Below are 21317 nucleotides of genomic sequence, written 5' to 3' on the forward strand. Positions count from 1 at the left end.
ACCGGAGCGCCAGCTTCGGAGGAGGCGTCCTTGGGATACTACCCCAGCTGTATTGAAATTCTAACCCGTACCCCTATATCGGGGTAGGAGACAGTGTCAGGCGGACAGTTTGACTGGGGCGGTCGCCTCCTAAAGAGTAACGGAGGCGCCCAAAGGTTCCCTCAGAATGGTTGGAAATCATTCGCAGAGTGTAAAGGCACAAGGGAGCTTGACTGCGAGACCGACAAGTCGAGCAGGGTCGAAAGACGGGCTTAGTGATCCGGTGGTTCCGCATGGAAGGGCCATCGCTCAACGGATAAAAGCTACCCCGGGGATAACAGGCTTATCTCCCCCAAGAGTCCACATCGACGGGGAGGTTTGGCACCTCGATGTCGGCTCATCGCATCCTGGGGCTGTAGTCGGTCCCAAGGGTTGGGCTGTTCGCCCATTAAAGCGGTACGCGAGCTGGGTTCAGAACGTCGTGAGACAGTTCGGTCCCTATCCGTCGTGGGCGTAGGAAATTTGAGAGGAGCTGTCCTTAGTACGAGAGGACCGGGATGGACACACCGCTGGTGTACCAGTTGTCTTGCCAAAGGCATAGCTGGGTAGCTATGTGTGGAAGGGATAAGTGCTGAAAGCATCTAAGCATGAAGCCCCCCTCAAGATGAGATTTCCCATTACGCAAGTAAGTAAGATCCCTTGAAGACGACAAGGTAGATAGGTTCGAGGTGGAAGTGTGGCGACACATGGAGCTGACGAATACTAATCGATCGAGGACTTAACCAAAAGAGAAAGAAATTCAATGAAGTTTATCCAGTTTTGAAAGAACAAGAATTTTATTAGATTTAGGATTATCGAAAGATATTTTTCTAAAATAGAAAGCACTTGATATTTTCTCCTAAGATGGTATAATGATTCTTGTCTTTGATAAAATAGTCTAGTAATGATGGCCAAGAGGTCACACCTGTTCCCATGCCGAACACAGAAGTTAAGCTCTTGAGCGCCAATGGTAGTTGGGGGCTGTCCCCCTGCAAGAGTAGGACATCGCTAGGCTATAAATTATTCCGAAGTAGCTCAGTTGGTAGTAGCATCTGACTGTTAATCAGAGGGTCGCAGGTTCGAGTCCTGCCTTCGGAGCCATTTTAATGGAGAGTTGTCCGAGTGGCCGAAGGAGCACGATTGGAAATCGTGTAGGCGGGTAACCCTGTCTCAAGGGTTCAAATCCCTTACTCTCCGCCATAAAATCCTATATTTAGAATGGCCCCTTGGTCAAGCGGTTAAGACACCGCCCTTTCACGGCGGTAACACGGGTTCAAATCCCGTAGGGGTCACCAAATAATCTATCATATGGAGGATTAGCTCAGCTGGGAGAGCATCTGCCTTACAAGCAGAGGGTCGGCGGTTCGATCCCGTCATCCTCCACCATTTATTAAATATAATAATATCATTATCGCGGGGTGGAGCAGTTCGGTAGCTCGTCGGGCTCATAACCCGAAGGTCGCAGGTTCAAATCCTGTCCCCGCAACCAATGGTTCGGTAGTTCAGCTGGTTAGAATGCCTGCCTGTCACGCAGGAGGTCGCGGGTTCGAGTCCCGTCCGAACCGCCATTCTTTATAAATATATGAAATTTATTGTGGGTCGGTAGCTCAGTTGGTAGAGCATTAGATTGAAGCTCTAAGTGTCGGCAGTTCGATTCTGTCCCGACCCACCATAATATGCCGGTGTAGCTCAGTTGGTAGAGCAACTGACTTGTAATCAGTAGGTCGAGGGTTCGACTCCTTTCGCCGGCATCATAAATCGGAGGGGTAGCGAAGAGGCTAAACGCGGCGGACTGTAAATCCGCTCCTTCGGGTTCGGCAGTTCGAATCTGCCCCCCTCCACCATCTTTAATATTTAGGGGCATAGTTTAACGGTAGAATAGAGGTCTCCAAAACCTTTGATGTGGGTTCGATTCCTACTGCCCCTGCCATTTTGGATATATCGGATTTAAATATATTGGCGGATGTGGTGAAGTGGTTAACACACCGGATTGTGGTTCCGGCATTCGAGGGTTCGATCCCCTTCATCCGCCCCATCATAATTTAATATAATAGGTAACATTTTATGTTGGCGGATGTGGTGAAGTGGTTAACACACCGGATTGTGGTTCCGGCATTCGTGGGTTCGATCCCCATCATCCGCCCCATATTGGGGTATAGCCAAGCGGTAAGGCAACGGATTTTGATTCCGTCATGCCCTGGTTCGAATCCAGGTACCCCAGTAATATGCGGAAGTAGTTCAGTGGTAGAACATCACCTTGCCAAGGTGGGGGTCGCGGGTTCGAACCCCGTCTTCCGCTCCAATTAAAATAATTATAGGGCGGCATAGCCAAGTGGTAAGGCACAGGTCTGCAAAACCTTTATCCACCGGTTCAAATCCGGTTGCCGCCTCCATTTTATCTTTAACTAGTATTTTGCCGGTGTGGCGGAATTGGCAGACGCGCACGACTCAAAATCGTGTTCCTTCTGGAGTGTCGGTTCGACCCCGACCACCGGTATCCTATAAACGTTATATATCAACGCTTAAGGCGCTTATTACTTCGGTAATGAGCGTCTTTTTTGCGTTCAATCAAGCGGTAATAGTCGTGTTACTCCCGGGAGTGGAGGTAATCCGATGGCAAGACGTAGCAACTCGCTTTCATTAGAAGAACTTCAAATAACCGCTAAGCCAGTAATTGATCGAGAAATATCGTTCGATGACGCTATGACAGTATTTACAGACGATGCCAAGCGGAAGGGTTTGCGGGAATTTACGATTGTTTATTACCAACGTGAGCTTAACTCGTTCAGAAAATTTCTATTTGCGAATGATAAGCCGTTAAAAGTCAGCGGGGTAGTGCGCGGTGATGTAAATGAGTTTGTTGAGCTATTGCAGCGCAAAGGTCGCAAGCCAGCTACTATTAACGCTAAGCTCCGTGCGATACGGGCGTTCTTTAATTTCTTAGCAGACGGCAAGTATATCGACAGCAGTCCGATGGAGAAATATCCGCTAGTACGCGATAGGAAAGCGAATATAGAAACATTTACGCTTAATCAGTTGCGTGACTTACTTAATGCGCCTGATCGTCGGACTTTCATTGGCCAGCGAGACTATACGTTTATCTTACTATTGCTCGAAACGGGCATACGACTTAATGAAGCGTCGGGGATACTCGTTGAAGATGTAAAGCTAAGCGAAGGGCTATTATTCATACGAAAAACTAAAAATCACTTTCACCGCTATGTACCGATACAAGCAAAAATGCGTGAGCAATTAAAACGATATATACAGCTCCGTGGAACTTGCGAGTGTGACCACTTATTTGTAACGCTAGATGGTACGCCTGCTAGCAGAGGCACATTGCTACATCTTATACCGGATTATGGTAAACAGGCAGGTATAACGGGAGTACGTTGCTCCGCACACACGATGCGGCACACATTCGCCAAAATGTCTATTATGAATGGCGCTGGCGTGTTTGAGTTACAACGGATTCTCGGCCACTCAACGATGGAAATGGTAAAAACGTATGTAAACCTTTACTCGACGGATGTCTTTGAGAAACATAAAAAATTCTCACCGCTTAAGGACTTATAAAAGAATGCAAAAAAAAAAAAAGAAGCTCCCCTCGACGGCAATCGAGAAGCGCTCCCACACACTAATATGTTATGCGTTTATTATAGCTTATAGGCTGTAGTAATGCAACCAGGAGAGCCGTGGAGTTTCTTTATAAAGGAGCTCATTACTATGACGGTATTAACGGTATATAACGATCAAGTACAGTTTTACATTAAATATAGCGCTCAGCCTGCCACTAAGAAGGCTAAGGCGTCACTATATGCAAAGTTTAGAGAAAGCGTTAGCGAATTTGAACGCTTATTTCCACGTGGCAAACGCAAAGTGTTAGAGAATATTATATATGCGACATGCGGTTGCGGTATATGGAAAATTGGCGCAGAGGTACTCGCTAAGAAAGCGGAGGTATCTAAAACAACAGTATACAACGCAGTCCGATCATTGAAGGATACGGGCCTATTCGTTGTTGCTAGACTTGCAAACGGACAAGCAGGCCACTACGTCTTTGTAAACAAACAGCATGACAATTTTGCGGAAATCATGCGGGAAGTATTTACATTAAAAGACAGCGAAATTGAAGCTCTTTCTGTAAGTCATTCTGTAGGTCTTGACGAGCCGGAAAGCCTTGCGCCAGTAAGCGTTGAAGCCGATAATCAGACTTCTAACGATAATAACGCTCTTAATCTTTTAAAACAAGCAAATAACAATAATAATTTAATATATAAGGCGATAGCAGACGAAATCGAATCCGAAGCAATGAACGATAATAACACGGCTGAATATGTGGCACAATATGCGACAAATTCGTTACAGAACGATTTCTTTGCATTACTAGATATGCTACCATTGCCAACGCAAATAGCAGATAAAAGGGCTATCCTGGCGCTAAGGTTAGGCTCAGAAGCCACTCGTAAGACATTTACGAAGGCAAAGGCATTGGTAATGCACATGGCGCTTAGAATCCGCGAAGGATATGTATTCGCTAACGTCGTTGCAGCCTTTACGGAAGGCTTACGGAGAGCCATGCAATATAACGAAATACCAAGCGTTGAACAACCGCTGATATTGTATAATTGGTTAGCAAAAGAAAAAGTTCCAATCCACTATGATTGGGTATCTAATAGGTGATAAAATAATTAGCGCATGTCTTAAATACAATGAATTAGTGAAGGAGGAATAAGATGGATTTAACGCAAAATGAAATAAATGTATTGGAAGAACTAAAGAGTGGAAAAGGCTTTTTTCTAACTTCGGAAACTTTAAAATTAGTTGTTACTCCTAGCGAAGAATATGAGGTTAGAAATACGATTTATAGTTTGATGGAAAAAGGAGTACCGATTCGAGATGTTGGTCTAGAAAAGGGAGGTTGGAAATTAGATTCTCCGCGTTTTCTGATTTATGATCAAATTGATACAATAAGGAAAGCACATGAAAGAATAGAAAAAATAATGAGATATTCAATTGATGAGTACGAAAAGTCTATCAAAGAGAGTTTAAAACTTCTTGAAGATAACAAACGAGCAATAAATAGAAAAATGTGATTCACTGGTTTCATCACAAAAGAAAAGAGCCAAAAAAAGCTCTTTATCTGTGGCGTATTTCAAGCAACTCGTTAAGGTCGGTAATTTTTAATTCCTTAGCGATCATAGCGAGTGCTTCACTTGGAATATTGCGTGTTTTATTATTTACCATTTCACTGATGTTACGTGGAGTAGTACCAATACGTTCCGCTATTTCCTTCTGCTCTATGTCCATTGATTTTAAAATATCGCCTAATTTTATGTGAATATAATAGTCAGCTTGTAAGTTTCTAGGCATTTTAAGCACCTCCGATTTATTTATATTTATTTTATGTTATAAAAAATAATTCCGCAAATCAGAATTAAAATCGTTGACAATTCCGAAAATCGGAATTATAATTGAGGCATAGGTTAAGAAAAAGGGATTACTTTTATATAACTATTCCGAAAATCGGAATTATAGGAGGAATGAACATGCAAACAATCAAAATACAAACTGTAGCAATCAACGTAACAAATATTATTCAAGGGGTTGACCTAATAGTCTATGAAAATAACGAGGCTGCGTTATTAATCGGTGACTCACTCGTTGAGTTTAAATGGTCCGAGGAAGCCGAGAAAATTTTTAATGAGATAGACGTATGTGAGCCAATCGAACTTTTAGCGGTATTAGCAACTACCATAAATTAAGATAAATCTTGCGGATGTATGGGCGCATCCTACGAGTAAATAACTATAGTCAATGTTATAAAAGAACGTGCGCTTTTAGACGGATTCTGACTGCGCAAACGGATGGCGGCCTAGCGCCAGTCGTGCTGAGGATTACGGCAATAATCTAACGCGAAGTAGGTAGTCGATACGATGGTAAGTGTCTAATTGATCGTTATTGGAGACGGCGATTCAAACGCAATTCAGCGGCGCCAAACGCTGAGCCTACAAAAATGGTTAGTAAGCATGAAAGACGCTGAAAGCCTTTTAATAGACGGGATTAAAAGTGAAGAGCGGAGGCTTAGCGGCTGACTCTCTTCATTATTTAGGGGGCGAAATTATGGAAAATAAATGGATTGGCTGTGAAAAGGTTATTAATGGTGTAGAGGTTCACTGGTTTAACGGTGATCCATACGTATGTTTGGATAAGTACAAAAAGCTTCTGAAAGAATTAGAAGATTTAAAGAGAAAAGAAGAATAACGCTTGAGCGACCGTATTGCTGCGGTTGCTTTTTTATTTTAAAAAAGTTTATAAAAATATGCCCATTTGTTGACGCAAATTGTATAAGAAATAATGAGAGGACAAAAAAGTTTATAAAATCATGCACGCTTTTTGAGTTTTGGTATATATGTTTGTGAGAGCTAAATGGATTTTTCATAAATTAATTTTTATTTTTTCTTGTGTAAGTACGCTACAAATTACGTATTTAGGAGTAGGGAATCTAATTTATAAATTTTTTGAAATGCTTCTGAGGCTCAGAGCTTCATGCGTTTGTGGCGGTTTCTGAGCGCTTTGAACATGAACGGCTTGGTCCAAAGTTTATTGTTTTAGTGTCTATACAGTATTAGAGGAACGAAAAGGAGGAAATACAAATGAACCAACAACCACATTTAATAGGAAATATCGAAGCTCTTCCCGAAAATGAACGCTATATTTTTGCGCTGGTACTCGCGCAGTTAGGCGGTCACAAATGCAGCCGGGAGCTAACGGAAGCCTTAAGCAATTGGCGTAAAAGATTACGAAAATAAACGAAAAGGATGATGAAGATGACGAAAATTAAAATCAGCGAAATTATTACAAACCCAAATCAGCCGCGAGAGTATTTCGACGAACAAGCATTAATGGAACTAGCACAGTCTATTAAGGTTGAGGGAGTTATGTCACCAATAATGGTTCGACCACTTGATGATAAATACGAAATTGTACAAGGTGAACGCCGTTTTAGAGCAGCACAATTGGCGGGGCTGACGGAGATTCCTTCTATTGTGCGTGAATTAGATGAGCAAGAGGCTTTTCATTTATCAGTTATTGAGAATATACAACGCGAGCAAATGACGCCAATCGAGGAAGCACGGGCATTTCTATGGTACTCGATGCGAGGTTATACCCAGGAGGAGATTGCGGAGAAAGTCAAAAAGACACGTGATTATGTAGCTTCGAAAATGCGCCTATTAGAGCTATCGGAAGGAGTACAACATATGATAGCATGCGGCAAAATTAAGGAGGGCCATGCAAAACAGCTATTACGCTTGCGGGCCGTTACAAAACGTTTATGTACAGAGACCTATGTCCCTATTCAATTCAGACAGGATATGTTCGAGACTTTCCAAGATAAATTCATACGCCATTTTTCTCCTGAAGATAAAATTTCAGTGAAGGACGTCGAGGTTTGGGTTGATGATTGGTACTACCTACTAGTTTTTTCTACTGTACGATACGTTGAAGGTTACGACAGCGCTGTTGTATGTGAAGCTAGCCACGAAAGCAAACTTCTGGCTCCGCTTGCGTTAGGCGATATTTGTCTAATTTATGGACTACATATCAACAACTTAGATGAGAAAGATTACGAGTTCGCTGTCAAATATGAAGAAAGTCTTTTGAAACACTCATATGACCGTACTTTCCGTAAATGGAGTATTGAGAAGTATTACGATGCTATTCGTTTCGGTGAGAATCCGATAACAAATCAACCGTTAGAGTGGCAAAAGCCTTCGGCGCAACGTGTATTTACAGTTGTATTAAGTGCGGAAAAAGGGGAACGAGACGATAACGACTTTTTGAAATTGATGGAATTACACGAAATCGAATGGAGCAAAGTTGCTGATCGTTTTGAGCAAGAATCAGACTTTCGAGAATCATTCGCGGCACTGCTTTATAATTTGCGCGTAAACCATTCTAGACTCAAATTTGAGGCTGGAGCTGTGAAAGATTTCTATGAATGCGATGAGTTCATCGTTAGTAACGGTATGACAAGTGTACAAGAATTCCTTTACCGTCCTATACCGGATTCACGCGTAGGATTAGAAAAGTTACGCCTAAGTGTTGAGCAAATTAAACGTGTAAATTCGGAGCGTGGCGGAGAAGAACTTTCAGACTATGAAATCGCGAAAATGTTATACATCTTATTTCGTGAAGATACAGGAAAAATAGTACCAATGGATGTCGTAACGGAGCATCTTACAGCCGCTTTAGCACTCGATATATCATCGGATGAAATTGATCGCAGATTAGCAGAGGTAGAATCAGCGTAATGTGTCACGTGACACATCGAAATAAACGAAAAGGATGATGACGATGACGATTGAGACAAAACAAACTAATAAGGCTCTACCATTCAGAAATTCAATGGGCTATACGGCAATGCCTAACGAAGTTCTAAAGATATACACTGGCCATCCGAAGTTTGATGGCAAATGTGAGCGAGTTTATTTGCACTTACTAGATAAATATAACGACAGCTTTAAATATGCCTTTCCTACACAGGATTTAATAGCGGATGAAACGTTTTTAAGTCGTCAAAGCGTCATTCGTGCTTTAGCGATTTTAGAGGAACTCGAATTGATTCAGGCGATTTATAACACTGACTACGGCAATAACATTTATGTCTTTAAAAAGCCGATTAATAATCGCGAGGAGTTTGAGCAACGATTTCCGGAGGCAGTAGAATACCGATTAAAATTCGAGGAATCTCGTGCTAAAGACAAAATTAAGCGCCATGAAAGGCAAGCGGATTACCGTGCAAGAGTACAAGAGATATTTGAGTGTGCCAATAGTTAGTATGGCGTGGTTACTAGTTGTTACCGTATTAAGATTTACTACCAAGACTTACGTACTAAGATTTACAAAAGATAGCGTCCATTAGCTAAAGCTAATAAACGCAGATAGCGATGAGCGTTATTGTATTATCTATTGCTGCTAAAGAAAGGAACAAAGTGAAAAGAAATACATTAGTGGTATCAAATATTAACCACATAAAATTGGAGGCTATAAGATGATGATGACGAAAGCTGAAATTGCCGCACGCAAAGACTTACTAGCACTATTCTACACGCACTATCGCAAAGACTTGACGCAAGACGAGAGACAAGCGCTCGTAACCGACTTCATGGGTAAGCATTTAGATAAAATTAGCCCGTCTAAGCCGTTTATGAAGCATCCACTTAACCATATAAGCGCCTATGCTAAGACAAGCTCAGCGCTTGAAATATTAGCGGATTTCCTACTTGCGCCCAAACAAGCGTCTGAAAAATTAGAGGAGTATCCAATATTATCCGCTGATCGAGCGCTCAAGAAGGACATGCAGAAAGCGAAGGTTGAAAGAACGCTTATATTTCAACATGAAATCCCGGATAACGAAGAAGGGGAAGCGTCAAAAGTTTCGCCTGGTTGCGTGATAGAGGATGAAGCTATCTCAAGCCCTAGCGCTGAATCCGAAGCAATGTCCGGAATAGATGAAAAAGTAATTTTTGAAGGGGTTCCCCGCAAAGTCTATGAATATCGCAAGCAGATACGCCATGTAAAACGCTATGCTAACTTTTATGCGGCTAGTTTCGAAGAAATGGGCTATAACTACGAATTTGCTTTGCGCAAAATCAAGGCGCTAGACGTCAAACGCGTATATGAATGTGACATTTGTGGAAATGCGGCGTACGCAAGAGACTTGCGAAAATTAGAGTCTAAGGTGTGCGATCAACAACGTGGAACTGGCGGAAGTAAATTTTCATGCTGCGAGTTGGAAAACATGAAGCGCACGAAAAGAATTCAACGAGAAACCGCATAATGGCGCGATTTATAAGACAAAAACGCCTTATATAGTAAGGGCGAAAAAAAATCGCCAACTTTTTTATTTCAGGTATAAACGTAAAAATGTTCATAATTACCCTATTTTAAAATTCTATCATGTAGATTTATGAAAATCAAGCGAATCGAATTGGAGCGATGATGACGATGAAACAAACAAAACAATGTATAACTTGCGAAGAAATAAAACCACTTGAGGACTTCCCAATCCGTCCTAAAAGGTCAGATGGTCGTGAAGGAGAGTGCAAGGCTTGCCGTAGTGTACGTCGCAAGACAGGCGATGGCTATCTTAAGGAACGGCTTAGAAAGCACTACTACAGAAGTAAAGGCGAGGGGCATTTGACAATAGAACAGCTTCGAGAGATAGAAAAAGGCACACATTGCACCTATTGTGGCTGCGAGTTAAGTGACAATACTCGCGTAGTGGATCACGTCTTTCCGCTTGGACAATGGTGGTCTATGAATAGCGCTATAAACATGGTTCTTTGTTGCAAATCTTGTAATTCATCGAAAAGTGACTCTCACGTTTATGATTTTTACCAACGAAGCGATAAATTTACGCCAGAGTTATGGGGAAAGTTTGTTAGTGACTTTGCTGAAAGAGCGATAGGTCACAAGCCAACAGCAGAAGAAGTCAAGCAATGGAGTGAAGGATTTGAACTTGAGGCTAAGGAGTTGAAGGAACGTGTACAAAGAGCATGAGTCCTGGGTGGCTGGAAACTTCATCTTTCTATACGTCGGCAGCGGGTATCAACTCCATAAAATTAAGCGTCGTAAAGGTTTCGAACTCATGTGCAAATACTACGACACACGCAGACATAAGCTCGCTGGCGTTCAATTCCGGATACCTAAGTCACAACATCGCGGTGTTGAAAGTGTCAAGCGCAAATTAGACGCTGGTTATTATGGGTAGCAAATTCAATCAAATATGGCGTTTTAAGCCGTTTTAGACGTTTCATGATAACTAAGTCACCTTTTTAGTTAGAAACGCTCTGACGGCTTATTTTAATGCTATTTATAACCCTATATGTAGCTAAAGAAAGGAGTGTACGTTGTGAGTTTTTATTGTGTTTATAAAGTTGAAGATATTTCATGCGGTTGCACAGTAGGAAAGTCTCTCGAGCGCGCCACTCAAGACGGACAGGTGGTCCCGTTCTTTCCTGATGGACAAGCGGTCGGAACAATGTTTGGAGATCGCTATACAGTCGAAAATATCGAAGGCGAGACGATTTTGCAAGGCTCGGGCGGACTGACTGAGCTAGAAATGCGTCTAAGCGAATTCACTCATACAGATTTAACAGTCAACGGAAAGCCTTTAGAACGCTATAAAACGGACATATCACCGCTTATATACCACGTTTTAACCGGTGTAGACGAAAAAACAAACATCTTTTATACCGTCGTTCAGGCTGAAAAGAACAACCGCAGTCAAGGTTATTGGGAGCTTTATGGACTGTATGACGAAATCGTAGAGCAACTTAATGAAATTTTGGAAGATGCCCGCGAAGATTACTTCTTAATCTACGAAAATAGCTTTAAATTCGTAGAAATCCCCGAAAATGACGCAGTAAATGCAGGAAACGGCTTCGATAATTCCGCCCTGAGAAGGAAATTAACGAAATTCAAAGCAGAAAAACGGAAGGAGCTAGTATATGAGCAAGAAAAAACGTACCACTAACGCTGATAAAGTCGGTTATGACGAAAAATGGCTGGAATCTGTGGCCGATATTTTGACGATCCCGACGTACAGTATGCGAGTTTATGTAAATAAAATTAACAGCGATGATACGGAAACGACTATTGTCTACGAAGATGCGCTCGAAATACATGAAATTACCTCCGTATATACCACTAAAAGCCCTATTTACGCGATTAATCAAGCTATTCGTGAGTGGTGTGACGAAATTGCAACGAAAAAAGAGCAACGTTTTGAGGTAACACACTCAAATATGCCCGGAATTATGCGGGAGATCGCGGAAGGCGTTGGCGGAGGCCAAGCGGTTGGCACATTCAAACGCCTGCAATCTAATGGAATTACGTTAACAACGAATTTTACGAAAAGGAGCCAACGAAAATGAACATCTATTACTACGAACAATCTCACACGCTAATTTTAGATGAAGGGACTCAATTCAGGACGGTCGTGCTGCCGTCAACAGTAGCGGCAGAAGCCGTAAAAGCAATTATCAACGCAATTAAACAACAGGGGGCGGATGATGGTTGAGCAATCAAAAAGTTTATTTAGAGGTAAGTGCAGATTTTGACGTTATGGAATATGCAGTAGCGAAAGTCGTTGCTGTCGATTGGCAAACAGGGCAGATTTTAGACACGTTAAAAGCGGAGTCCTACAAAGGAAATCCGTATCATTTAGCCGCTGAAACGCGCTGGCAGCTTGAAAATACGCTTAAAGATCAGGGTTTCGAAATTATTAACTAAAACAAAGGGGATATGTGTAATGCCAAACGTAATCGAAGAATTAGACGGATATATCAACAAAGGGCAAGAATTAACAAAAGCTAAGCCTTCTAAACTTGCGCTAGAGCTAAAGCAAGTAGTCGCAGAAGAAAAGCAACGTATCAAAATGGATAAAACAATTCAGAACAAGTTCGAAGAAGAAAAGAAAATGAGACGGGATTTTGCTAAGCAAGCGCTGAAATTTGCGCAAGAAATGAAAGACGAGTACGTCAAAATAGGTACGATAGCAACAACTGTAGCTCGTAAAGAACTCTTAAAAAAGCCGGAGCAACCAAAAGATGACTTACTTGTCGCTGAGTTTAACCAAGAGCTCAAAAAGTTAAAAACTAAGGCCGCGATTAATATGAATGGCGACGAGTTATCGCAACAAATTAGCGCGTTACTTGGTAAATATAGCGATAAGTACTTCGCTAATGAGTTATATGACGCTTATGACGCTCTTAGCGCATCGGTTTTATCGTCAAATGGCGATGTAGAGACGCGCAAAAAGCTAGCACGAACTTTTGAACAACTAGAAAGCTCAGCGTTAACGGAAGAACAGCACAAAGCAAAAGGCGTACTTGAATACTTTGGAGACTATGAAAATACGGCGTTATTCAAAGACTTTTTACCGGCATATCAAGGCATCTCACGAACAGTTGGGGAACAATACGCCAAGTATCTAAACGATGGTAATTCAGGCATTGAAGCGATTGAAAACGAAGAAAAAGCGGAATTTGAAAAAGCACAGGCGGAGCTACTTGCGAGATCAAGTCGTGTAAGTCGCTTTACGTTCTAAGAATAAAAAATAAAAACGAAAAGGGGACGATTATTAATGAACGCAATGACAACAAATGACGGAGTTTTACTAATAACAAATGACGATGAAATTTTAGAAACAGCAAAAGGCGAAGATATCCTATCACAACTAACTGGAAAGCCTGAGGAAATAGAGGAACAACGCCGGTTAATCAAGGCACAAAGGAACGATAAGACTCTAGGATTAAGGGATGATGTGCATAGCCTTGCTAAACTAGCATATTTAGCGCAATACAGCCAAGATAAAGTTTACTTTGCGAAGCTATACGTAATACTAAAAGCAAAATTAACGATAGAAAATGAGGAAAAATTAGAGCAGCAGGCTAAAGAAGTTGAACAGAGCAACGATGGCATGATTACAACCAATAATTTAGTTGATTAAAACGGAGCTCCTTCGGGGGCTCTTTTATTTATGACGAAAGGGGGACGATAGCATGGCAGATTTACGAAAATACATGCCTGGTGATTTTTACGGTGATACTCCCGCAAATAAAATGGTGCAGCTAATGGCAAAAATCGGGCATAACGATGAGCTACAACTAGATGTGGGCTTTATAACAAACCTAAATCCAATGGAAATAAAGCTCCAAGACGGCTTACTACTAGATGAAGAAGATTTTTCTTTGCCTGAGCGCCTGACGAAGCATTACGAGTGGCACAACGGTACAAGAGTGGCAGTCGATCCGCGTTTAAGAGTAGGTGACGCACTAATCGGAATTATGGACGAAGTATGGCCGCGTTATATGGTAGTAGACCGCATATCTAAAAGCGAGGCAGAGGAATGGATAGAACCAGAAGGGAGCATCGAATAAATGGCGATATTAGACGATTTACAGAAAATCAATGAACTACAACAAACGTTCTTGCCAGTTTTAACCGGAGAGCTTAAAGACGAGCTCGCAATCAGACGTATGGTTGAAAAGATACCTCCAGTCAAGGCGATTAAGAAGGATAGCGAAGTCTATATCGCAGCTCAGCTAGTATTACGTGCTGGAAAGGCGCTAAATAAAGCGCAGGACAAGCAATCTGTTTGGCAGACGTTAAAAGCGCGGGGCTTTATGGAAGCAGCTCAAAAAGAAATCCGGAAATTTTATAAATGAACGTAGTAGAAAGTCGTTCGCTTGTGGTCAGAGAAAGAGAAAAACGCCACAATGACGGCTTTTTATTATACAAAAAGGGGATGGAGAAATGGCAATAGACTTAAAAGCGATATTGCGCTTGGATGATCGGCTCAGCAAACAATTAAGCAACGTTGACCGTGCAATTGAGCGTACTAATCGCTCTAGTTCGTCATTAGGTAGAGCGCTAAACAGTGCTAGCAAACAGGGATCTAGCGGGATGGGTAGCGTTACAAAAGTAATCGGGGGTGTTACAGCTGCGATAGGTGGTGCCGTAAGTGCTGCGAAATTATTCCAAAGTACCATTGGAGAAGCTATGAAATACGAACAGCAAGATGTATTGATTACGGCTATGTTCGATGACAAAAAAGCCTCAACTTCTTATACGAAAATGATTAATAAAATGGCGCAAGTATCTCCGGTTATGGATAGTAGCGCAATGATGAATTCAAGCTCCGGTCTAGTAAGTATTACCAAGAACGTTGGTGAACTTGAAAAAGCATGGAAGTTAATCGAGAAAATGAGCGTTGCTAACCCAACGGAAGGAATTGACGGTGCAGTTTTTGCTCTTAAGGAAATGGCATCCGGGGACTATGTATCAATGTCAGAACGTTTTAACGTCGACAAGACAACGCTTAAGAATCTGAAATCACTCAGCTTTAAGGATCAACTAGCGGGCTTAACGAAATACATGGACAAGGCTGGCTATACTAACGCAACAATTGAAGCAATGGGCAATACAACGCTCGGAAAATGGCAGCAAATCAAGGAAAGAATGGGATCGGTATTCCGTGGAATGGGTGAAAATGGCGGTCAAGGCATAGGAAAGGCGCTCGATGGCGTGCTCACCAAAATCAATAGTCCGGCATTTGATAAATTTGCTCAGACCATGAACATAAAAATCGGACAAGCTATCACGTATGCAACCGATAAGGCAATCAAAATGGCGAACTTTATCCAAACGCATTGGTCCGGAATATCAACAACCGTTAAAATCGTTGGTTCAGCGTTTATTGCTCTTAAAGCAATCGGCTTTTTAGTCAGTACGTTTAAGACGATTTCAACTGCCGTCGGAATGGCTGTAAAAGTATTTAAAGTAGCGCGTACAGTGTTCTCGGTGCTACGGCTAACCATGCTTGCTTTTCCGAGTACGTGGATTTTAGCCGCGATTGCTGCTGTTATTGCTGCCGGAATTTTGCTCTACAAAAATTGGGACAAGGTAAAGGCGGTTTGGCAAACGGTTTGGACTTCAATTAAACGTAATGCAGCGGACTCTGTAAATAGCGTAATCGGCAAAATCAATGCGCTTATTGACACGATTAATAAGATACCGGGCGTAAATATTCCGATTATACCTAAAGTAAATTGGGGTGCAACGGAAGTAGCGCCAGCTAAAAAGCTATCGAAAAGCAATCCGCAACTCGGCTCAATAGTCAATTATGCGCCGAAGAATTATGGTGGTCTTAACTTGCCTGGGCATAAAGGTGGTCTAGCGCGTGTTCCATATGACGGATATGTGGCGAGATTACACGAATCTGAGCAGATTCTAACTGCTAAAGAAGCGCAAGACTATAGAGAATCGAAATATAACAAGCCTACGGCAAATAGCACTACTATTCAGCAAGGCGGAAATACGTACCACTTTAACTTTACTATGCAAGGATCAGGCTATACGAAGAAAGACGCACAACAAATATTTGAATATATAGTCAATGAAACATATCGCGCTGGCATGCACGGAGCATAACGATATATTTCGAGTGTAGACGTGTAACAGCGTTTGCACTCGTTCTTTTTTGCGTTAACAGTTACCTAAAAGATTATAGTTTTTAAATGGATACATTATATGTCTAAATTGTATAGTATAATTGTGGGAAAACAGGAGGGATTTATATGTTGAAGATGCTAAGAATTGTTTTTGCGATAATTTCATTTATTTTAGCTACTTATGCTATTACTAGTCATAATTTCGCAGTATTACCTTTTATGCTCTTCTCTTTAGGGGTAATGTTCTTATTTATGGGGATTTCTGAATTACAAGAAAAGCGAAAGGCAAATGCTTATACTAGTTTTACTGTATCTGCATTGGAAATCTTTATTTCAATTTATACTTTTTTCTTCTAATTTAAATCGAGTGTAGAACGCTTATGCACTCGCAACTATACATATTTTGCAGATATCTTATAGAAGAAAGTCCAGCGCCAGGGGTTGCGGTATGTTGTGATTACTCAGCGCTTTGTAGCATTGGCGATAATTGGCGCATCTTATAGAAGAAACTCAAAAATACCACTTTACATAGCGCTACATTTTGCAACACCACGCCCTAAATGGACGCGCCTTTAAAACGTTTTGAGAACGCACCACATTACATAGCGAAAGTACGACGATATTAAATAGAAGAAACTCGAAAATCTGACGTAAGATTACGTAAGTAAAGGCGCAATACTTGACGCTAAATATCAACTGGCCGTGGCTGGCGTGGAAGGGCTACCGAAACTCAGGGGGTGTTTGTTGTCTATAAAACCACCGTATAATAGACAGTTTATGAACCGCTCAATCTATCGAATTTCTACCGTACTAAAACGCTTGATTTTGTCTATAAACCCGTCTATAATTAAAAGTACATAAAACGTATGGGAAGTAGACTGTTGCGGAATGGAGCGGTGAATTATGAGAGTAATCGGATATGCCCGTGTATCAACGGAAGAACAGAACTTAGATATGCAAATTCAGGCGCTAGAAAAGTATGCAGCAGATCATGGCGCAGAGCTAGTATTATATACGGAAAAAGAGAGTAGCCGAAAGGAACGGCATGAATTAAAGAACGCTATGAAGGCCGCAACAAAAGGCGATATATTTGCAGTATATAAACTAGACAGGTTAGCTCGTAGCACCAAAGAGCTTTATACGCTAACAGACGAGTTAAATAATCGGGAGGTTAGCCTAGTATCAATTAATGACGCCTTTGATACGACAACGCCAACAGGGAAAGCGATGTTTGGTATGTTAGCAGTTTTCGCAGAGTTTGAGCGTGACATCATTCAGCAACGAACGAAAGCAGGACTCGAAGCAGCACGAGCAAAAGGAAGAAAAGGCGGTCGACCTTCGATAGATGCAAAGACTAAGCGTCAAGTTAAGACGTTGTATAATGCAGGAGAAAGCGCAACAGACATCGCAAAAGAGTTTGGAATTGGTCGAGCAACAGTTTATAAGATCGTGAATGAAGCGTGAGGCAAACAGTGGCCTTCGCTTTTTTTTATTTACCCCAACCGCCTACCGTCCATATCGTCTCGTCTGGCCCATTTTTAATCCGCGCAATTTTTCAACATCGGGGTGTTTTAGTTAGTTATTAAAACTTGCACTATCGCCTAATATACGGTAATATAATTTAAAATAGACGGTAGTGTAACGGACTTTTTCCGCAATCAATCACCGAATTAATAGTGCGTAAGCAAATCGAATATAACGCGGTACTGGAACGACTCAAAATCGTGTTCCTTCTGGAGTGTCGGTTCGACCCCGACCACCGGTATCCTAAAACAAGAGGGCTTCCTTAACTGGAAACCCTTTTTGTGTGCTTATTTTTACATGATTTCTATATAGATGGCATTATAGTGCGATTTTACAGGAAAAGAAGCTCTCAATATCAGTGCCAGTTATAAAAATTGATGAACCTTACTTTGAACACATTTGCAATATACAGCAACCTCAGACAATCCTATTTACAAATCCCACAACTGTTAATAGTACTATGAAGCGTTTCAATCAATATGCTTATAATCATCAAAAATCTTTGGATGTAGATGTAATTGTTATTAACAATACATTTGAATTAATAATGCAAGGTAGAAAGCACGAATATAATCAGAAAATTTCCAAATTCCTGCACAAAATTATTAAAGAAGATAAAATTATCTCAGTTGCTCAATTATCTATGGTCGATGCATCCAAGAAAGTCGAATATATGACATCTAAGCCTATAATTAATCCTTTAGATACATTAATTTCTTCCATTGTTTATCAATTAAAAATAGAGAAGAAATAAAACAGCGGTAATCTGATTTTCTTATTATTTGATTGTTAAAATAGTTGTACAAGTACCCATTTTTTGCTCAACTGAGTGTAGAGCCCCTATCCCAAGATAACTATTTAACATGTATACGGCAGGAGAAAATGAAAGGATTTGGAGAAACAATATTTAGAGAACCATCACTGAAGAGTGCCACTTATATAGAGATTTTTAGGTTTTTAACATTTTTATGTAAGGTAAGAACCATTTTTTAAAAGAATTAGAAGAGACGACCATTTTACAAGGCTATATGGAATTCGGATTTTCACTATATAATAGAAGAAACTATAAGAAAAATGATTTTATACATAATAAAAGCTGTGCTATTTAATCCTGTTAAAACCATTCTTGTATATGGGAGATCATTTATTCAGGCTGATGTAAGAATGGTTTTTAATGTTAGATGATTTTATCCCATATTAACAGGAACAAATCATCCAACAACATTAAGATTCAAGTAACAAGCAGAAGGTAAGTTGGATTCATTACGTGAATAAGCAAGATTGGTTCAACTGATATCCAGTGGTGGATGAAGGAAACCATGTATTGTAAGGAATTCCCTTTATAAAGACATAGTGATGTAAAGCTGATTTTTCAGTGTTTGTATTTGAAATAGTTAAGCTCTTGTTTCTTTTGAATATCTTCCAATTTTGCGTTTGTATTTTGAAATAGAGTGCTCAATATCACATTTTATCTTGCACTAACATAGGCAATGAATGAGTCTTCCTCAACCCTCACATCGAACTCCCCAGTAAAAAGCGGAGCCCCACAATCTTGAACAGTCCAACTCATATATAACAAGATAAGGAGGAATCTCACTATATGAAGCTCTACTTTCTACTTTTTTTCATTTGATTATCCTTTGGTCGTTGTAAAGAGTCGTTGAACGGCTTCTTTAATTTCCTCTTCCTTCAAGCTTGCAAAGCCAATAATAAATCCGCGCTCATCATTGGGCTCTTTGATCTCATTTAAATAAAATCGTTTTAAATTGAAAAGCTGGATATTCATTTTTCTGGCTCGGATGGCTATTTCCTCATAACTCCGTCGTGTTTTGATCCTAACAAGAAAATGTAAGCCGGCTGGAACATCGAATATGTCGATATGATTTTGGAAAGTTTGCTTAAGTTCTTTAAGTAGTCTTTTTCGTATCATCTCAAAATGATGGGCCATTCTATTTAAATGCTTTTGATAGTAGCCATCTTTAATAAAATAATGCAGCGTATATAAATTTAATGTATTACATGGGGGGAGTAGGTAAGCAAATCTTTTTCGATAAATCTCCAAAAGTTTAGGAGGGAGTACCATGTAGCTAATACGGATACCAGGAAATAAGGTTTTCGAAAAGGTTCCGGTATAAATTGTACGATGATTATGATCAAGACTCTGAAGAGAAGGGATATTGTTGGTGCCATATTTGAATTCACTATCGTAATCGTCCTCGATTATGTAGCGTCCTTCTTTTTCGCTTGCCCAGTTTAATAATTCAAAGCGGCGAGATACAGGCATGATGATACCGGTAGGAAATTGATGTGACGGTGTTGTGTAAAGTAGACCAACGTTTTTGTTTTGAATAGCTTCGATACAAAAGCCACTATCGTCGAGTGGGACCGTATGGATTGTCCAGCCTTGTTGCTGAATCAATTCATAATAGCGAGCGTATCCGGGATTTTCTAATGCAATGGATTTATTGTCACAACATAATTCTAATAATTGCGAAATGAGTGCTTGGCTAGAAGAATGAATAATAATTTGTTCTGGTTCACAACGTACCCCTCGGTTAAATCCAATGTATTGTGCTAAAGTTTGGCGAACCTCAAAGGGGCCCTGTCTATGTGACATGAAAGAAAGTTCATGCTGAAAAGTTCTTAACGCTTTTTGTTCACACTTTATCCACTCTTTGGATGGAAATAAGTCCATATTGGTACTCATATGTGATAGGGAAATGGCATTTAAGAAAGGTGCATGTGTTTCTTTCAAATGTTTAGGTAATGGTTTGATTTCTTCCTCATCTGCCACGTAAGGTGTGATATTCTCCACAAAATAACCTTTTCGTTCTACACTGTAAATATAACCTTCAGCTAATAATTGATCCAATGCAACAACAACAGAGTTTGTACTAACGCCTAATTGATCTGCTAATTGGCGCTTTGAGGGGAGCTTTTCTAGTGGCTTGTAGCTACCAGATAAAATTTGTTTTTTGATTTGTTGATAAATTTTTTTGTATTTATATTCTCGCTCTACATATTGTTTTTTTAACATTTACGATCTTCCTTTCTTTTCATCTGGTCCCTAAAAAAATCGAAAATTGGTTCTTTTTTTTTCATCATAAGCTGTTCATAATTTTCTGTAAATACAGGACAAGGGGGAATGAAAAGTGAAAGTTAAAACTAAAACAGAAAAATCAATGCATAAACAACGAGAATATGTCGTTTATGCAGTAGATAATGGGGGATCAAATTTTCTAAGAGAAACAAAGGGGTAACGGTCATTGGGGTTGAAGGTATTGGTGAATCGGTGGTTAGATAAAATAATCATCTTGAGAAGAGTGTGGCTAAATGAGAAACTCGTTTTGCGATAGAATATCTCGTTTTTCAACTCAGCATATTTTTATTATAAAAAGGAGCTACCCAGAAAGTAAAAAACTTTTGAACTAGTCAATATACTTACGAAATGAGACTTTGTTACTTTGATATTTTTGGACATTTACTGTTCAATATTTTTAATAAGTAGTTGAATTTCACCTGTTTTTATTTAGTAAGATATATAAAACTAAAGTTTTCTAAATTTTCAATAAATAAAGGTGGTGGACTATGAAGCACTCAGCAGTAAGTCGTCCACTTCAAAACAAAAGGGATAAAAGCGGGAGATCAACTCCCTGTAAAGTCTTATTGGTTCACTTTATAAATTGTGGGAGATGAGGAAGAAAACCTCACTGGATGAATTTTCGCAGTATTGCTATTTGTTGTAATGACAAG

Annotated in this window: 23 protein-coding genes, 16 tRNA genes, 2 rRNA genes and 1 pseudogene; 40 read left to right on the forward strand and 2 right to left on the reverse strand. The window is 40.4% G+C overall.

The window, feature by feature from the left end; translation table 11 throughout:
* The 21 genes from FEU33_RS00005 to FEU33_RS00105 all read left to right on the forward strand — a co-directional run.
* Positions 1-765 (forward strand): 23S ribosomal RNA (locus FEU33_RS00005); the annotation flags it as partial.
* A 150-nt stretch (positions 766-915) separates the two neighbouring features.
* Positions 916-1032: ribosomal RNA gene (gene rrf / locus FEU33_RS00010) — 5S ribosomal RNA — on the forward strand.
* A 10-nt stretch (positions 1033-1042) separates the two neighbouring features.
* Positions 1043-1119, forward strand: a tRNA-Asn gene (locus FEU33_RS00015).
* A 7-nt stretch (positions 1120-1126) separates the two neighbouring features.
* A tRNA-Ser gene (locus FEU33_RS00020) sits at positions 1127-1218 on the forward strand.
* Between the two features lie 20 nt (positions 1219-1238).
* Positions 1239-1313: transfer RNA gene (locus FEU33_RS00025), tRNA-Glu, on the forward strand.
* Positions 1314-1328: 15 nt separating this feature from the next.
* A tRNA-Val gene (locus FEU33_RS00030) sits at positions 1329-1404 on the forward strand.
* Between the two features lie 26 nt (positions 1405-1430).
* Positions 1431-1507, forward strand: a tRNA-Met gene (locus FEU33_RS00035).
* Between the two features lie 2 nt (positions 1508-1509).
* Positions 1510-1586 (forward strand) — tRNA-Asp (locus FEU33_RS00040).
* A gap of 28 nt (positions 1587-1614) precedes the next feature.
* Positions 1615-1690, forward strand: a tRNA-Phe gene (locus FEU33_RS00045).
* Between the two features lie 6 nt (positions 1691-1696).
* Positions 1697-1769 (forward strand) — tRNA-Thr (locus FEU33_RS00050).
* A 9-nt stretch (positions 1770-1778) separates the two neighbouring features.
* Positions 1779-1862: transfer RNA gene (locus FEU33_RS00055), tRNA-Tyr, on the forward strand.
* A gap of 12 nt (positions 1863-1874) precedes the next feature.
* Positions 1875-1948 (forward strand) — tRNA-Trp (locus FEU33_RS00060).
* 29 nt (positions 1949-1977) lie between these two features.
* A tRNA-His gene (locus tag FEU33_RS00065) sits at positions 1978-2053 on the forward strand.
* Positions 2054-2088: 35 nt separating this feature from the next.
* Positions 2089-2164: transfer RNA gene (locus tag FEU33_RS00070), tRNA-His, on the forward strand.
* A 3-nt stretch (positions 2165-2167) separates the two neighbouring features.
* Positions 2168-2239: transfer RNA gene (locus tag FEU33_RS00075), tRNA-Gln, on the forward strand.
* Between the two features lie 6 nt (positions 2240-2245).
* Positions 2246-2320 (forward strand) — tRNA-Gly (locus FEU33_RS00080).
* Positions 2321-2336: 16 nt separating this feature from the next.
* Positions 2337-2411: transfer RNA gene (locus tag FEU33_RS00085), tRNA-Cys, on the forward strand.
* 22 nt (positions 2412-2433) lie between these two features.
* Positions 2434-2515: transfer RNA gene (locus FEU33_RS00090), tRNA-Leu, on the forward strand.
* A gap of 116 nt (positions 2516-2631) precedes the next feature.
* A complete protein-coding gene (locus FEU33_RS00095; protein WP_146547436.1) occupies positions 2632-3594 on the forward strand; it encodes a tyrosine-type recombinase/integrase in 963 nt (320 codons plus the stop codon).
* Positions 3595-3744: 150 nt separating this feature from the next.
* Complete coding sequence (locus tag FEU33_RS00100; protein ID WP_186731261.1) at positions 3745-4701, forward strand: transcriptional repressor; 957 nt, start codon at positions 3745-3747, stop codon at positions 4699-4701.
* 53 nt (positions 4702-4754) lie between these two features.
* The gene (locus FEU33_RS00105; protein ID WP_146547438.1) at positions 4755-5114 is read left to right on the forward strand and encodes a hypothetical protein; all 360 of its coding nucleotides are present in this window, start codon (positions 4755-4757) and stop codon (positions 5112-5114) included.
* 43 nt (positions 5115-5157) lie between these two features.
* Here the strand turns inward: FEU33_RS00105 and FEU33_RS00110 are convergent, their stop codons facing one another.
* Positions 5158-5391, reverse strand: coding sequence for a helix-turn-helix domain-containing protein (locus tag FEU33_RS00110; RefSeq protein WP_146547439.1), 234 nt, complete (start codon positions 5389-5391; stop codon positions 5158-5160).
* A 170-nt stretch (positions 5392-5561) separates the two neighbouring features.
* Here FEU33_RS00110 and FEU33_RS00115 point away from each other — a divergent pair, with 170 nt between their 5' ends.
* From FEU33_RS00115 to FEU33_RS00190, 19 genes and pseudogenes are all read left to right on the forward strand, one after another.
* Positions 5562-5783, forward strand: coding sequence for a hypothetical protein (locus tag FEU33_RS00115; RefSeq protein WP_146547440.1), 222 nt, complete (start codon positions 5562-5564; stop codon positions 5781-5783).
* Positions 5784-6141: 358 nt separating this feature from the next.
* Positions 6142-6282, forward strand: coding sequence for a hypothetical protein (locus tag FEU33_RS18580; RefSeq protein ID WP_186731262.1), 141 nt, complete (start codon positions 6142-6144; stop codon positions 6280-6282).
* A gap of 392 nt (positions 6283-6674) precedes the next feature.
* Entirely contained in the window at positions 6675-6830 is a 156-nt protein-coding gene (locus tag FEU33_RS18585; protein ID WP_186731263.1) for a hypothetical protein, read from the forward strand.
* A gap of 18 nt (positions 6831-6848) precedes the next feature.
* Positions 6849-8333, forward strand: a complete 1485-nt coding sequence (locus FEU33_RS00120) for a ParB/RepB/Spo0J family partition protein (protein WP_186731264.1) — start codon at positions 6849-6851, stop codon at positions 8331-8333.
* Positions 8334-8376: 43 nt separating this feature from the next.
* Entirely contained in the window at positions 8377-8859 is a 483-nt protein-coding gene (locus tag FEU33_RS00125) for a helix-turn-helix domain-containing protein (protein ID WP_186731265.1), read from the forward strand.
* A gap of 214 nt (positions 8860-9073) precedes the next feature.
* Positions 9074-9862, forward strand: coding sequence for a hypothetical protein (locus FEU33_RS00130; RefSeq protein ID WP_146547443.1), 789 nt, complete (start codon positions 9074-9076; stop codon positions 9860-9862).
* 167 nt (positions 9863-10029) lie between these two features.
* The gene (locus FEU33_RS00135) at positions 10030-10584 is read left to right on the forward strand and encodes an HNH endonuclease (protein WP_186731266.1); all 555 of its coding nucleotides are present in this window, start codon (positions 10030-10032) and stop codon (positions 10582-10584) included.
* A 352-nt stretch (positions 10585-10936) separates the two neighbouring features.
* Positions 10937-11560, forward strand: coding sequence for a hypothetical protein (locus FEU33_RS00140; RefSeq protein WP_146547445.1), 624 nt, complete (start codon positions 10937-10939; stop codon positions 11558-11560).
* The gene (locus tag FEU33_RS00145; RefSeq protein ID WP_146547446.1) at positions 11535-11960 is read left to right on the forward strand and encodes a hypothetical protein; all 426 of its coding nucleotides are present in this window, start codon (positions 11535-11537) and stop codon (positions 11958-11960) included. Before FEU33_RS00140 ends, FEU33_RS00145 begins: the two co-directional genes overlap by 26 nt.
* The gene (locus tag FEU33_RS18590) at positions 11957-12106 is read left to right on the forward strand and encodes a hypothetical protein (protein ID WP_186731267.1); all 150 of its coding nucleotides are present in this window, start codon (positions 11957-11959) and stop codon (positions 12104-12106) included. Before FEU33_RS00145 ends, FEU33_RS18590 begins: the two co-directional genes overlap by 4 nt.
* Positions 12103-12318, forward strand: coding sequence for a hypothetical protein (locus FEU33_RS00150; RefSeq protein ID WP_146547447.1), 216 nt, complete (start codon positions 12103-12105; stop codon positions 12316-12318). The genes FEU33_RS18590 and FEU33_RS00150 overlap by 4 nt, the downstream gene beginning before the upstream one ends.
* 19 nt (positions 12319-12337) lie before the next feature.
* Complete coding sequence (locus tag FEU33_RS00155) at positions 12338-13135, forward strand: hypothetical protein (protein ID WP_146547448.1); 798 nt, start codon at positions 12338-12340, stop codon at positions 13133-13135.
* A 36-nt stretch (positions 13136-13171) separates the two neighbouring features.
* Complete coding sequence (locus FEU33_RS00160; RefSeq protein WP_146547449.1) at positions 13172-13537, forward strand: hypothetical protein; 366 nt, start codon at positions 13172-13174, stop codon at positions 13535-13537.
* A 52-nt stretch (positions 13538-13589) separates the two neighbouring features.
* A complete protein-coding gene (locus FEU33_RS00165; RefSeq protein ID WP_146547450.1) occupies positions 13590-13967 on the forward strand; it encodes a DUF2577 family protein in 378 nt (125 codons plus the stop codon).
* The gene (locus FEU33_RS00170; RefSeq protein ID WP_146547451.1) at positions 13968-14255 is read left to right on the forward strand and encodes a hypothetical protein; all 288 of its coding nucleotides are present in this window, start codon (positions 13968-13970) and stop codon (positions 14253-14255) included.
* Positions 14256-14493: 238 nt separating this feature from the next.
* Complete coding sequence (locus FEU33_RS00175; protein WP_186731268.1) at positions 14494-16020, forward strand: phage tail tape measure protein; 1527 nt, start codon at positions 14494-14496, stop codon at positions 16018-16020.
* Positions 16021-16166: 146 nt separating this feature from the next.
* Positions 16167-16397, forward strand: coding sequence for a DUF3953 domain-containing protein (locus FEU33_RS19030; RefSeq protein WP_244950942.1), 231 nt, complete (start codon positions 16167-16169; stop codon positions 16395-16397).
* A gap of 546 nt (positions 16398-16943) precedes the next feature.
* Positions 16944-17504 carry a recombinase family protein gene (locus FEU33_RS00185; protein ID WP_425328567.1) on the forward strand — a complete coding sequence of 187 codons (561 nt, stop codon included), beginning with the start codon at positions 16944-16946 and terminating at the stop codon, positions 17502-17504.
* 376 nt (positions 17505-17880) lie between these two features.
* Positions 17881-18318, forward strand: a pseudogene (locus FEU33_RS00190) (hypothetical protein); the annotation flags it as partial.
* Between the two features lie 879 nt (positions 18319-19197).
* Here FEU33_RS00190 and gabR read toward each other — a convergent pair.
* Complete coding sequence (gene gabR, locus FEU33_RS00195; protein ID WP_146547454.1) at positions 19198-20601, reverse strand: MocR-like transcriptional regulator GabR; 1404 nt, start codon at positions 20599-20601, stop codon at positions 19198-19200.
* Positions 20602-21317: the final 716 nt, after the last annotated feature.

Origin of the sequence: Rummeliibacillus suwonensis, assembly GCF_007896435.1 — a bacterium.
Classification (GTDB): Bacteria; Bacillota; Bacilli; order Bacillales_A; family Planococcaceae; genus Rummeliibacillus; species Rummeliibacillus suwonensis.